This window comes from Streptomyces sp. NPDC007856, assembly GCF_042868225.1.
Lineage (GTDB): Bacteria > Actinomycetota > Actinomycetes > Streptomycetales > Streptomycetaceae > Streptomyces.
On the sequence record NZ_JBIAEC010000022.1, the window covers coordinates 1 to 13809 of the forward strand.

General features: G+C 68.9%; 10 protein-coding genes. 6 read left to right on the forward strand and 4 right to left on the reverse strand.

All coding sequences use genetic code 11. The features are described 5' to 3' along the window. Both ACFYOH_RS37395 and ACFYOH_RS37400 read right to left on the reverse strand, forming a co-directional pair. A partial coding sequence (locus tag ACFYOH_RS37395) for an LLM class flavin-dependent oxidoreductase (RefSeq protein WP_388635341.1) occupies positions 1-155 on the reverse strand: 155 nt, incomplete at its 3' end. Between the two features lie 417 nt (positions 156-572). After that, positions 573-1478, reverse strand: coding sequence for a LysR family transcriptional regulator (locus tag ACFYOH_RS37400; RefSeq protein ID WP_388635187.1), 906 nt, complete (start codon positions 1476-1478; stop codon positions 573-575). 145 nt (positions 1479-1623) lie between these two features. On the opposite strand from ACFYOH_RS37400, the gene ACFYOH_RS37405 reads away from it, so the two are divergent. Together ACFYOH_RS37405 and dctA are read left to right on the forward strand one after the other, a co-directional pair. Continuing rightward, positions 1624-2742: a PrpF domain-containing protein gene (locus tag ACFYOH_RS37405; protein WP_388635343.1), complete on the forward strand. Its 1119-nt coding sequence runs from the start codon at positions 1624-1626 to the stop codon at positions 2740-2742. Further along, the gene (dctA, locus tag ACFYOH_RS37410; protein ID WP_388635189.1) at positions 2739-4154 is read left to right on the forward strand and encodes a C4-dicarboxylate transporter DctA; all 1416 of its coding nucleotides are present in this window, start codon (positions 2739-2741) and stop codon (positions 4152-4154) included. The genes ACFYOH_RS37405 and dctA overlap by 4 nt, the downstream gene beginning before the upstream one ends. 847 nt (positions 4155-5001) lie before the next feature. Here dctA and ACFYOH_RS37415 read toward each other — a convergent pair. Then, on the reverse strand, positions 5002-6495 hold the full coding sequence (locus ACFYOH_RS37415) for an RICIN domain-containing protein (RefSeq protein WP_388635191.1): 1494 nt from the start codon (positions 6493-6495) through the stop codon (positions 5002-5004). A 312-nt stretch (positions 6496-6807) separates the two neighbouring features. On the opposite strand from ACFYOH_RS37415, the gene ACFYOH_RS37420 reads away from it, so the two are divergent. The 4 genes from ACFYOH_RS37420 (at position 6808) to ACFYOH_RS37435 (ending at position 11722) form a co-directional block, all read left to right on the forward strand. Then, positions 6808-8733 (forward strand): glycoside hydrolase family 97 catalytic domain-containing protein, encoded by a 1926-nt coding sequence (locus ACFYOH_RS37420; protein ID WP_388635193.1) that lies wholly within the window; start codon positions 6808-6810, stop codon positions 8731-8733. Between the two features lie 136 nt (positions 8734-8869). Beyond that, the gene (locus ACFYOH_RS37425; protein WP_388635195.1) at positions 8870-9439 is read left to right on the forward strand and encodes a hypothetical protein; all 570 of its coding nucleotides are present in this window, start codon (positions 8870-8872) and stop codon (positions 9437-9439) included. 167 nt (positions 9440-9606) lie between these two features. After that, positions 9607-10128 (forward strand): RICIN domain-containing protein, encoded by a 522-nt coding sequence (locus ACFYOH_RS37430; protein WP_388635197.1) that lies wholly within the window; start codon positions 9607-9609, stop codon positions 10126-10128. Between the two features lie 52 nt (positions 10129-10180). Then, a complete protein-coding gene (locus ACFYOH_RS37435; RefSeq protein WP_388635345.1) occupies positions 10181-11722 on the forward strand; it encodes an alpha-L-arabinofuranosidase B in 1542 nt (513 codons plus the stop codon). 16 nt (positions 11723-11738) lie between these two features. Here ACFYOH_RS37435 and ACFYOH_RS37440 read toward each other — a convergent pair whose 3' ends face one another. Beyond that, positions 11739-13802, reverse strand: a complete 2064-nt coding sequence (locus ACFYOH_RS37440) for a family 43 glycosylhydrolase (RefSeq protein ID WP_388635199.1) — start codon at positions 13800-13802, stop codon at positions 11739-11741. Positions 13803-13809: the final 7 nt, after the last annotated feature.

Sequence of the window (13809 nt, forward strand, 5' to 3'; positions counted from 1 at the left end):
TTGTGGTGCTCACCGGTGGCGAAGACGTCCAGGCCGACCTCCTCGGCCTTGAGCGCGATGGCGACCATGGCCTTGATCCGCTCCGCCTCGGTCGGGGTCCGTCCCGTGGTGGGGTCCGGTGTGACGTCGCCGACGCTGAAGATGCCGAACTGCAAGGTTCTACCGTCGCGGGCAGGGACCCGGTTCCACAGGCCGAGCCGGATCTCGACGTCGACCATCCGCACCCCGCCGCGTCTCTACGCGCCGGCGAAGGAGCCGCTCCGTATGGCGTGACCGGCGATCGCGGCCCGACGAGCCGTCTCTCGAAGGACTGGAGTAGCTGTTCAAGATCCGTCGCGTCGAACGACGTCGCATCCGCCTCGAGACTGATTCCGGCCGTCTCGGACATGTCCCACGCGATGAGGGAATCTGCGCGCCGCGCACTCGGACAAGGCGCTGCCCCGAATCCGCTGACCGGGCGCGCTCCCGCCACGTTGCTTGCCGCCGCCCGTTGCTCAGGTCCAGCGCCGAGGTGCGGGGCTTGGTTCGGCGGTGAGCGCGACGGTTCCATCACCGGTGGGCGGGGTTCGGTGTCAGAGGGTTCGGGCCGCGGCGGTGTCACGGAGGAGTCCGGCGAACGTCAGAGCGGCGGGGGTGAGCGAGTGGTCGGCCATGCGAACCAGCAGAATGCGGCGGACGGGGGCCGGCGGCTGGAGGGGCAGGACGGCGACGCCGGGTCGGATGCCTTCCAGGGCCAGTGTGGGGGCGAGGGCGACGCCGATGCCGGCGGCGACCATGGCCTGGGCTTCCTGGTAGTCGTGGGCCTCGTAGGCGATGTGGGGCTCGAAGCCGACGGCGCGACAGCCGCGGACGAGGGCTTCGGCCACCGGGTGATGATCGGCGCGGGTGATCCAGGGGTCGTGTGCGAAGTCGGCGAGTGAGGCGGCGTCGCGGCCGGCGAGCGGATGGTGGTCGCTGACGAGAAGGGCCGGCGGGTCGTCGAGGAGTGGGGTGACGACGATGTCCTCCCGGTCGATTCGGCTCCAGTCGTAGTCCCACATCAGCGACATCTCGATCTCCCGGTTCTCCAGCATCGTCCAGAGCCCGGCGATGCGGGCGCTGCGGACGGTCAGCCGTATGTCGGGGTGGGCGTTGCGGAAGGCGATCACGGCCTGCGGGAGGAGCGAGGCGCCGACGGTGGGGAAGGTGCCGATGCGCAGGGTGCCCGCCCGCAGGCCGGCGAAGTCGGCGAGTTCGTTTTCCGCGGCCTGGAGTTCGCGTTCGATCCGTTGCCCTCGTTCGGCCAGCGCTCGTCCGGCGTCGGTGAGGGTGACGCCCCGGGCGTGGCGTTCCAGCAGGGGCTGGCCTGCTTCTGCTTCCAGGCGGCTGATCTGCTGCGATACCGCTGACGGGGTGTAGTTGAGGGCGCGGGCTGTCGCGGTCACCGAGCCGCGCCGGGCGACCTCCGTGAACAGCAGGATGCGCCGGACGTCGAGCATGCCACCCTCTCCAGCGTTCACTTGAGCTTAATAGCCATGCAGATTTCCGAGATTGTACTTCACGCTGCTGTAACCCACCGTGGAGGACACCACGCACGGCGAGACCGTCGGTGGCTTCCCCTTCCACGTCTGTGAGGAGTCAGTTGTGCTGCGTCTGCAGGGCGAGATGATCCGCGGAGGAACCAGCAAGTGCTGGATCTTCGACCACCGCGACGTGGTCGCCACGGGCGTGGATGTCGATGCCCTGCTGCTCGCCGCCTTCAACGCCGCCGACCCCCGCCAGATCGACGGTGTGGGCGGCGCCTCCTCCACCACCTCCAAGGCCGCCGTCGTACAGGCGTCGACCCAGGCCGGCGTGGATGTCGAGTACGCCTTCGCACAGGTCGGTATCGGCGACGAGCGCGTGGAGTGGGCAAGCAACTGCGGCAACTGTGCCACCGCCGTGGCCCTGTACGCCGTCCACCACGAGCTCGTGCCGATCACGTCGGACACCACCACAGTCCGCATGCTCAACGTCAACACCGGGGCCCGCCTCACCGGCACGATCCCCACCCCTGCGGGCGTGGCCCCGGAGGAGGGCACGGCCGTGGTGCCGGGTACCTCGGCGCCGGGCGTGCCGGTCCTGCTCGGGTTTCAGGACCCGGCGGGCTCGACGACCGGCCGCGCTCTGCCGACCGGCCGGGCACTGGACGAGCTGACCGGCCCGGACGGCCTTGTCGAGGCATCCCTGGTGGACGCAGGCGCTCCGGCCGCGCTGTTCGAGGCCAAGGCGTTCGGCCTCGACGGCACGGAATCCCTCACCGCGTTCGCCGCCGCAGTGCCCGCGCTGACGCTGCTGCGCCGCCAGGCAGCGCTGGCCATGGGCCTGGCCCGCGAGGGCGATCCGGTCAGCCACGCGGTGCCGAAGGTGGGCATCGTCGCCCGGCCCGCCCCCTACCGCACCACACAGGGCATACTCGTCAACCAGGACGAGTACGACCTGGCCGTGCGCATGGTCTCCATGCACGCCCCGCACCCGGCGATCGGCCTGACCTCCGCCGTGGCCCTGGCCACGGCCGCCGCCACCCCTGGCACCCTCGCCCACCGCGTCGCCCGGCAGACCGCCGACGGCACGCTGCGCCTGGGCACCCCCGCCGGCGTGGTCACCACCCAAGCCGTCCCCGCACCGGACGGCGCGTCCCCCACGGTGCTGCTGCACCGCGCCGCCCGGCGTATCGCCCGAGCCGAACTCCTCGTTCCCGTCCTGGAAGGACGCCCCGCATGAGCCGCAACGACGCCGCCCCGGGTACCGTCACCGCACCACCGGGCCGCATCCGCCGGATGCTGTCCCACCTCTACATCCAGTGCCTGATCGCCGTCCTCCTCGGCGCCGCCGTGGGCGGGCTGTGGCCGTCCGTCGGCGCTGACCTCAAGCCGCTCGGCGACGGCTTCATCGCCCTGGTGAAGATGTTCATCGCGCCGATCATCTTCTGCACGGTCGTCCACGGCATCGCCTCCATGGGCAACGCCCGCGCGGTCGGCCGCGTGAGCCTGAAGGCTCTGGTCTACTTCGAGGTGCTGACCACCGTGGCCATGGTGATCGGCCTGGTCGTCGTCAACGTGGTCAAGCCGGGCAGCGGTCTGCACATCGACCTCTCGACCCTGTCCGCCAAGGGCCTGCCGCCGGAGGCGACCACGGCCCACGAGGGCTTCGCCGCCTTCCTCCTCGCCATCATCCCGGCCACCCTGGTCAGCGCCCTGACCGGCAACGAGATCCTGCCGGTGCTGCTGGTGTCGGTGCTGTTCGGATTCGGACTGCACGCCGGCGGAGAGGCCGGCCTGAGCATCGCCCGGGGCGTCGAGAAGTTCTCCACAGTCCTGTTCACGCTCATCCGCTGGATCATGCGGCTGGCCCCCATCGGCGCGTTCGGCTCGATGGCCTTCACCATCGGCCACTACGGCCTGGGCACCCTGCGCCACCTGGCCCTGCTGGTCGGCTCGTTCTGGCTGACCGCCCTCTTCTTCGTCCTGGTCGTCCTCGGGACCGTGATGCGCCTGAACGGACTGAGACTGCTGCCCTTCCTGCGCTACATCAAGGAAGAGCTGCTGATCGTCCTGGGCACCTCCTCCACCGAGCCCGTTCTGCCCCGCCTGATGGCCAAGCTTCAGCACGCGGGCGCCTCGAAACCGGTCGTCGGCATCACGCTGCCCGCCGGGTACTCCTTCAACCTCGACGGCACCGCCATCTACCTGACCATGGGCTCGGTCTTCCTCGCCCAGGCCCTCGGCATCCACCTCAGCCTCACCCAGCAACTGGCCATGCTCGCCGTCATGCTGCTCACCTCCAAGGGCGCCGCAGGCGTCACCGGCTCCGGCTTCATCGCCCTGGCCGCCACGCTCAGCGCCGTCCCACACGTCCCGGTCGCCGCCCTCGCCCTGATCTTCGGCGTCGACCGGTTCATGTCCGAAGCCCGCGCCCTGACCAGCCTGGTGGGCAACGGCGTCGCGACCCTGGCCGTCGCCCGCTGGGAGGGCGAGCTCGACGAGGACCGAGCCAAGGCCGTTCTGCGCGGCGATATCCCCTACGCCCCTGCTCCCGCTCCCTCTGCGGTGCCGGCCGAGCCCGATCCCAAGCAGACGCCCGCACCCGAGGCGATGCCCGAACCAACTCGCGATCCGGTCCCCGCCGCAAGCTGATGTCGCGTGGGCGGGCCGGCCCAGAGCAGATGCTCCGGGCCGGCCCGCCCACGTCTCAACAGGGCGTCGTACTCGCCGTCCTGGCTGATCAGGAACGTCTGGCCCTCTGGTACGCCCAGTCTTCCAACCGCCGATCGAGTCCGGCGAACGCCTCCGAGCCGGAGACCCGGCAACCCGATGCATCCTGCCTGCAGGCCCGCGGCCCCTGGCTCGTCCACTGCGGCGAACTCCACCTGATCCGCGGCAGGTTGATCCGGCTGAAGGTCGAGCATCTGCCCGGCGACCGCGTCTGTTGCCGCCGCACCCCTCGGCTCGTGGACGGCTCCAAGCGGTGTGTCGGCGCGCCCCGTCCACGGCGAGGTGGGCCGGGTGTGGGGAGCGGAGCACGCGCAGGGTGATCTCGCTGGGGGCGAAGACGCGGAACAGCGGGCCCCGGAAGCCTGGCTGGCGTGCCAGGAGCAGGACGGGCAGGTCGGTGCGGGGCTCCGGCGAGGTGGGCGCGGTGGCCTGCCAGGCCGGAGGACTCTGCCGTGACGTCAGCGTACAACCGGGCCACGGGATGCCCGATGAGCACCTCGGCGACCACCCGCCCCGCCACCGCGGGGGACAGCACGGCCGCCCACGGCTGTGCGTAGCGCTCGTGGCCGCGGAGGCTGACGAGTTCGCGGCCTCGGTCCACCTGGGCAGGCGGTGGGCGGCGGCGAAGTAGCACAGGTGCTGCTCGACGGTGACGACCTGGCCGCCGTGTGCCGGATGACGAACTCCTCGGCCCGGTGGAAGCGTTGCGGGGTGAGGAACACGTGGCCGACGTGGTCGTTGATCCGAGTCAGCGGTCCTGGCGCGCGTGTCAGGAAAGACTCCACTGCTGGCTCGTCGCGCCGGTGCCCGATTCCTGGTCCACGGCCGCCCCGCTGATGGTCGAGGCGCTCGCGACACCGATGTCCAAGTCGCTGCCCACGCCGGCGAGCATGTAAGTGTTGCCGGTGTGGCTGCCGACGAGGTCGAGGAACCATTCTTGGTTGGTCCCGCCGTTGCAGGTCCACTGCTGCAGTTGCAGGCCGGTGGCGGTCGACTGGTTCGGCACGTCCAGGCAAAGGCCGCTCTTCACGCTCTTGAGCGTGTAGATGTTGTCCCCCACCCGCGTGAGCGTCCACTGCTGGTTGGTACCGCCGGTGGACGGCCACTGGATGATCTTGGCGCCGTTCGCCGTGGAGCCGCTCGACACATCCATCAGCATGGAGCTGTTGACATCCTTCAGGGTGTGGACGCCCTCAGCGGGGATCCCGCTGTCGGCCGTCCAGGTTCCCGCTGCGGTGTCGAGTGACCAGGTGGGGTACTGGCCGAGGTTCACCGTCGTTCCCCTGATGGTCAGGGGCAGCCAGATCAGTTTCGACGCGCCGAGGTCGGAGGTGTTCCAGCGGTCGCCGGCGTAGATGTAGGTGGTGCCGGAGGAGCCCTGGACGGTGATGACGTTCGCCGTCTGGCTGCCGTAGGTGTGGGTGCCGGGTGCGGCCAAGTCACGGAACGACGACCAGGGGCCGCCCAGTGACGTGGCGGTGGCGTAGATGTTGTCGTTGAGGCCCCAGCCCGTCAGGTGCGAGCCGAAGACGTAGTAGGTGCCGTTGGCCTTGACCATGGCGGGCGCCTCGACGCTGCCGCTGCTGCCGCTGCTGCCGAGCACCGCCACAGCGCTGTCCACGGACAGGTAGTCGGCGGACAGCTTGTCGATGCGCAGGCCGCTGTTGCGGTCCTCGCTCAGCAGATAGGCGGTGCCGTCGGTGTCCTGGAACAGGCCGAGGTCACGGCTGAGGTTGCCCAGCGGCCGGAAGCTTCCCCGGTAGGTGTAGGGGCCGCAGGGGGTGCTGCTGGTCGCCACACCGACCTTGGCCTCGGAGTAGTTGGTGCTGTCGATGTGCATGTACATCACGTAGGTGCTGGTCGAGGCGTTGTAGATGACCTTGGGTCGCTCCACGACGCGGCTCGGCCCCAGGTCGCCGCTGCTCTGCTTGGCCAGGGCGACGCCCCGGTAGGTCCAGTTGGCCAGGTCGGTCGAGGTGTAGCAGGGGATGTCCTGGAACGACGTGTCCGACGACGTCTCGCCGGTCTTGTCCTCCCCGAAGCCGTACCAGGTGCTGCCCACCTTGATGATGCCGAGGCCGTGCAGTTGCAGCGCGTTCCCGTTCTGGTCGGTGCGCGCGGCGCCCGTGGTGAACGACACCGAGGCGGCGTGCGCCTCGGTCGCCGGAAGCAGGAGCGCCGCAAGGCCTCCCAGCAGGGTCAGTAACGCGGCGGCTCTGCGCCGCCATCGGCCCGCGGGCGTCCGGGCAACTCCCTTGAACATGTGCGTCCCTCTCTGTCGAGGTTGACGGCCCCTTGGTGTCGGCGGAGACCCATGAGAGTCGTGGCATGTTTGCGGCGTCAAGGACGGCGTTCGAATTTGTTTAAGCTTGACCGGCTCGCGGGACACGCAGCCGGGCTCGCCAGGGCCGCAAGTCGCCCGGACTGTCCAGGATTTCGGACATGTGAGGGGCGGATACGAGGGGTTGACCTCTGGTTCGGGATGGGCGTAGAAACTTCGGGACAGTCAGGATCTGTTACTTGCTGGTTGAGTTTGTTGGAAACCATATCCAAGCGAGGTGGAACGACTGTGAAGGTGTCAGGGCCTCAGGAACCCTCCCGCCGCAGGGTGCTCAAGGGCGCGGCTGTCGCCGCCGCAACGGCCGCGCTGGGCATCGGCAGCACATATCCGTCCGAGGCCTCGGACCCCTCCGTCACCGCGACGTCGCCCGACGGCACCACCAGCATCACCATGTCGCTGACGGGCGGCTCGCTCCAGTGGTCGGCCCGGCGCAAGGGCGCGACAGTCGTGGCCGGTTCGGCCATGGGCCTGCGGCTGAGCGACGGAACCACCCTCGGCACCGGCGCCGTTCTGACGAACTACCAGCACTGGCACGTCGACCGCACATGGAACCCGGTGTACGGCCGCAACGCGACCGTCTTGGACGCCTACCAGGAGATGCGCTGGAACCTCCGGGACAAGCGCACCTCCATCAACTTCGGTGTCCAGATACGGGCCTACGCGACCGGAGTCGCGTTCCGTTACGTCCTGCTGGACTCGGGCACCGCCACCATCGCCGGCGAACTGACGACGTTCGCCTTCCCGGACGGCACCCTCGTCTACAGCGCGCGGGACGAGGACGACTACAACCCGGTCGCGCCCGGCTCCATCCCGCCCACCGGAACCTCCTCCACGGACAGCGGCCCCCTGACCGACCTCCCCCTCACCGCGACCTACAGCGGCGGGCTCATCGCCTGCGTCTGCGAGTCGGACCGCGTCAACTACCCGCGGCTGACGCTTAGTTCGGTCTTCGGACAGCCCAACACCCTCGCCGCGTACCTGATGCAGCACACCGCGCGCGGCTCTGGAACGGCCCAGACGACCTCCACCGTCAGTACACCGTTCGCCACGCCCTGGCGCGCGGTGGTGATCGGCTCCACCCACGCCGAACTGATCGACAACGCGGATCTGGTGCTCAACCTGGCCCCGGCCGGCGCCCTCGCCGACACGTCGTGGATCAGACCGGGCAAGGTCTTCCGGTGCAACCTGACCACCGCGGACGGGCTGGCGGGCGTCGACTTCGCCGCCGCCCGCGGCCTGCAGTACATCGAGTACGACTCGGGGTGGTACGGCCCGGAGCACACCTCGACCGACGCCACGCAGCCGATCTCCGCCATCGACCTGCCCAAGGTCATCTCCCACGCCACCGGCAAAGGAATCGGCGTCCTCCTCTACGTCAACCCCATGGCCCTGAGCAGCCCGGACAGCCTGTTCGCCCTCTACCAGAGATGGGGCGTCGCGGGCGTCAAGCTGGGCTTCATCAACGACGGCACACAGGCGATGACGAACCGGATCACCGCCTGGGTCAGGACAGCGGCCAGGTACAAACTGCTGATCGACACGCACGACGACGTACGGCCGTTCGGCTACGAGCGGACCTACCCCAACTGGATCAGTCTGGAGGGGGTGCGGGGCAACGAGCACTTCCCGACCGCCACCCACAACGTCACCCTGCCCTTCACCCGCAACATCGGCGGGCCCATGGACTACACCATCTGCTACGGCCAGTCCCGCGACCGGACGACCAACGCCCACCAGATGGCGATGGCCGCCGTGTACTACCAGCCCCTGGAGTTCCTGTACTGGTACGACGCCCCCTCGAAGTACTCCACCCCCTCCAACTGGCCAGGGCTGCCCTGGTTCGACGCCATACCCACCGTCTGGGACCAGAGCAGGACCCTCGCCGGTGCGATCGGCGAGTACATCGCGGTCGCCCGGCGCAGCGGCACCACCTGGTACCTGGGGGCGATGACCAACGAGACCGCCCGGACCCTCTCGGTCCCGCTGTCCTTCCTCGGCAGCGGCACCTACACCGCCACGATCTACGCCGACGGAACACCGGGCAGCAGCCCGTATCAGACCCCGGTCGTCGTGAGCACACGGACCGTGACCTCGTCGACCACGCTGAGCGTCGCGATGGCCCCTGCGGGCGGCCAGGCGGTCGTCCTGACCCAAGGATGAGCGGTCGTGCGCTCGAGTCCCCGGAATGAGTACTACTCATTTTGGGAGGGAGCGGCCTCGGCCGGGGCTGCGGTCGGCGGTCGATCGCCACCGAATACAACTCATAAGTAGCGGGTTTGGAGGAGGGACACCACAGATGAGACCCCTACGCATCGGCGCAGGGACGGCCAAGGCGCTCGCGGCGGCCACCGTCGTCTTCGCGGCCGTACTGCCCGCTCAACCCGCCTACGCGGCCACGACGAACTTCTACGTCGACCCTGTCAACGGCAGTGACAGCAACTCGGGAACCAGTACCGCCGCAGCGTTCAAGACCATTCAGGCCGCCAAGGCCGCGGTCCGAGCCGTCAACGCGAACATGTCCGACGACATCGTCGTGAACCTGCGCGGAGGCATCTACCCCCTCACCACCCCCATCACCTTCGGCACCAGTGACTCGGGCACGAACGGCCACACAGTCGTCTACCAGGCGTACAACGGTGAGACGCCCGTGATCACCAGCGGCAAGGCGATCACCGGCTGGACCGCGGCGGCGGGCGGCGAGTACAAGGCGCCCGTGGGCACCCTCGACTTCCGGCAGATGTACGTCAACGGGGTCCGCGCCACCCGGGCCCGCTACCCCGACATCGGCTCGGACTTCCAGCTGCAGGGCAGCGACAAAACCAGGTCGACCTGGGGCAGGCCTACCAGCTCGGACAGTTCTCACTGACGACCCGTCAGGACCTGGACCAGTCCGCGACGCGCGGCCACTTCGAGATCCGGGCCTCCAACGACCCGTCGTTCGCCACGTACACCGTCCTGCAACGCCAGACGGACACGCTGCCGCTCGCCTCGACACTCACCGGCAACATCGACGTCGGCCAGAAGTTCCGCTATGTGCGGGTCGCCAAGACCGACGGCGCGTACTTCTTCATCGCGGACTTCAGTGTGCAGCAGGCCGGCGGGGCGCTGGAGGACTCGACCGGTACACCGAACATCAACGCGTCGACGTACTACACGATCAAGAACGTCAACAGTGGGCAGCTGATGGACGTGTACCAGAACTCCACCGCCGACGGCGCGAACGTCGTCCAGTGGCCGAGCAACCGTGGTGCCAACCAGCAGTGGGACATCGTTCCGGTCAGCGGTCAGCTCTACAGGATCATGAACCGGAACAGCGGCAAGGTCCTCGACATCAACGCCTCCAGTCACGGGAAGGGGACCGCCCTGCAGCAGTACACCTACGGCGGCGGCAACAACCAGCTGTGGTACTTCGAGCCGACCAGCGGTGGGTACGTCATCCGCAACTTCGAGAGCAGGCAGGTCCTGGAGGTCGGCGGCGGATCGACGGCTGACCGAGCCGCCATCAGTCAGTGGATGCCGCTGAACCAGTCCAACCAGGCCTGGACCATCCAGTGACCTGCTGTCCCCGTATCGACTAACAAGGGAGTTCATCGTGCCTGCACTGCTCATGCTCCGACGACTGCGCCGGGGGGTGGTTGTCCGCCTGGCCGCGGTGGCGCTCGCCTTCGCCGGCCTTGGCGCCTTCAGCGGTGCTGCGCAGGCCGCCACGCAGGGACCCTGCGACATTTACGCGGCGGGCGGCACGCCGTGCGTGGCGGCGCACAGCACCACCCGAGCGCTGTTCGCCTCGTACAACGGCCCGCTCTACCAGGTGCAGCGGGCGTCGGACAACACGTTGCAGAACATTGGGGTGCTGTCCGCCGGAGGTGTCGCCGACGCAGCCGCCCAGGACTCGTTCTGCGCGGGCACCACCTGCACCATCACCCGTGTCTACGACCAGACCGGCGGCGGCAACACCCTGGTCTACCAGGGACCCGGCGGGACCGGCGGCACCGACACGGCGGCCACCGCGACCACCGAAGCGCTCAGCGTGCGCGGCCAGAAGGCCTACGCGCTGTACATCAACCCCGGCAACAGCTACTTCGCATACAACTCCACCGGGGGCGTGCCGGCCGGCAGCTCGCCCGAAGGCGCATACATGGTCACCAGCGGCACGCACGTCAACAACAGCTGCTGCTTCGACTACGGCAACACCGAGATCGACCACAAGGCCGACGGCAACGGCGCCATGGACGCGATCAACTTCGGCACGGAATGCTGGTTCGGCGGCTGCAGCGGAACCGGACCGTGGGTGCAGGCGGACCTGGAGAACGGCCTGTTCTCCGGCGGCAGCAAGACGTGGAACCCCAACCAGGTCTCCCAGACCAGCCGCTTCGTCACCGCGATGCTCAAGAACAACGGCACCACCCAGATGGCGCTCAAGGGCGCAAACGCCGAGTCCGGGAGCCTGACCCAGCTCTACAGCGGCGCACTGCCCAGCGGATACAACCCGATGCACAAGCAGGGCGCCATCATCCTCGGCAGCGGCGGCGACTGCTGCCAGACCAACCGCAACGCGAGCGCGGGCACCTTCTACGAGGGCGCCATGGTCAAGGGCTACCCCTCCGACACCACCGACGCCGCAGTCCAGGCCAACATCGCCGCGGCCGGCTACAGCACCGACACCGCCACCCCCCTCACCCCGGGCGCGAAGGTGTCACTGCGGGCCACCACCTCGTGCTGCACCAGCGACTACCTGCAGCACGACACGAGCGACGACAAGGTCGTGATCGCGCCGGTGACCTCCAGCAGTTCCGCCACTGACAAGGGCAACGCCACCTGGATCGTCCGCACCGGCCTGGCCGACAGCAACTGCGTCACCTTCGAGTCGGCCAACACACCCGGCCGTTACCTCAGGCACTACGCGTTCCAGCTCCACCTGGAGCCCAATGCGGGCACCAGCCAGTTCGCCGCCGACGCCACCTTCTGCCCCAAGCCGGGAAACAGCGGCACGGGTTACTCCCTGCAGTCTTTCAACTACCCGGCCAGGTACATCCGCCACTACCGCTTCACCGGCTACATCGCGAGCAACGGCGGGACCAACGCCTGGGACACGCCGTTGTCGTGGGCCCAGGACACCAGCTGGCTCGCCGCATCTCCCTGGAGCTGACCAGCAAGCGGCACGCTCAGCCGGTGACGCGGTGGAAGGTCCACCGCTGGTTGGAGCCGCCGGTGTCGCGGTACTGGATGAGCGCGGCGCCGTCGGCCGTACTGCCTCCGCCAACGTCGAGCACCTTGCCGCTGTTGCGGTTGACCAGAACGAACTCGCCCCCGGTCTGCGGGCGCGGCTGCCACTGCTGGCTCGCCCGGCCGTCGGCGGTCGCCTGCACGACCCGCGCGCCGTCCGCCGTCGAGGACCCTGCCACGTCGAGGACCTTGCCGCTGTTGACGCACATGATGGTGTGGTAGCCGTCCGCTGTGGACTGGAAGGCCCATTGCTGGTTCGGTCTGCCGGTGTCGGGCCACTGCAGCACGGTCGCGCCGTCCGCGAACGAGGCGCCGGAGACGTCGGCGACCTTGCCGCTGCGCACGCTGACGCACTTGTAGGCCCTGATGGGCGCGATGGTGTACTGCACCCAGTCCACGTCGACGTAGCCGGTGCCGTTGGGGCTATAGGTGTACAGGCCGATCCGATCGCCCCGGTACCCGCCCCAGGTGAGCTGGTAGGTACCGCCGAACGTGGTGAACGTGTTGCCGTCAAGGCTGTAGGAGAACTGGCTGACTCCGTTCACGTCCCAGGTGGTGCGCAGCCACACAGCGTTCTGCGTGACCACCGGACCGTAGGTCAGCGTGCCGCCGGCGTTGTGCGCGATCGTGGTGGTGCCCCCGGAGCGCCTGACGCCCAGCCCGGCGTAGGTGGCCGCGTAGTGGCACAGCCCGGCGTGCTGGCCGTCGGCGAGACCGGCCAGTTCGAGGCGGACGGTGACCGTCGCGCCGCCCGCCGTGCGCAGCACCCGCTGGGTGAGGGTGTTGCCCACCTTGGTCAGGTTGTCGGCCGCCAGCGGGGCGAACGCCCTCAGCCGCAGGTAACCGGGGCGTTCGGTCAGCGACCAATGGTCCGCGCGCGGCTGATAGTACCACTCCCACTGCGGCCTCAGGCGGGTGTCGGTGAACAGGTCGCTGGTCACCACGGCGGGCAGCGCGTCGACCGGCGCACCGGGCGTGCCGCCGACGGGCACCTGACCCGTCCACACCATGTTGCCTATGCCGTCTGTGCCCACCTGGCCCAGGATCGGCCAGCCGTCCACCCAGGTCACCGGCAGCAGGGACAGCACGCGCCCCTCCCAGTCGCCGTGGCCGTGATGGGTCACGAAGTACCAAGCCCCGTTGGGACCCTGCACCAGCCCGCCCTGGTTGGGCTCGCGGTCCACCGAGGCGTCGACGTGCTCCAGCTGCCGGGTCTCGAACGGACCGTCGAGGCTGGAGCCGCGGTTCATCATCAGCACCCGGCCCTCGGACTTCACCTCGCTGTACAGGTGGTAGTAGAGACCGTTGATCTTGTACAGCTTGTTGGCCTCGCTGCCCGGCGACTGGTGGATGACCGTGGATGGGCCGACCAGCGACCTGCCCTCCTCGGACAGCTGGAACAGGTGGATTTTGTAGCCGTCCGAGTAGTGCGTGGTGACCAGGTAGCCCTGTCCGTCGTCGTCCCAGAACGGGCACGGGTCGTCCCAGCCGGAGGTCCGCCACACCGCTGTCAACGGATCCCACGGCCCGGTCGGTGACGGGGCCGACGTCATGAAGAAGCCTTCGTCGGGGGTGTTGAAGTACACCCAGTACCGCCCCGCGTGGTAGCGGATGGCCCCGGCCCACACGCCACGGCCGTAGCGGTTCATCCGGTCCCAGTTCAGCTCCGGTCCGATCCGGGTGACATCGTCGACAGAGCCGCCGAGTGTCCGCCAGTTGACGAGGTCCTTCGAGTGCAGGACGGCCATGCCGGGCGAGTACCCGAACGTGCTGGTGATGCCGTAGTAGTCGGCGCCGACCCGGATGCAGTCCCAGTCGCTGAAGTCGCCCGGGAGGATGGGATTGACGTAGGTGCCGTCGCCTTGGTCGCCCCACTTACCGGCCGAAAGCGGTGCGGCTGCCGCCGCCCTGCTGGGGGGCAGCAGGCCCGGCAGCAGGAGGGCCCCGGTGCCGACCGCGGCGAGCCGGCCGAGCTGTCGTCTGGTGATGTCCACGATGTCCACCCTTGGA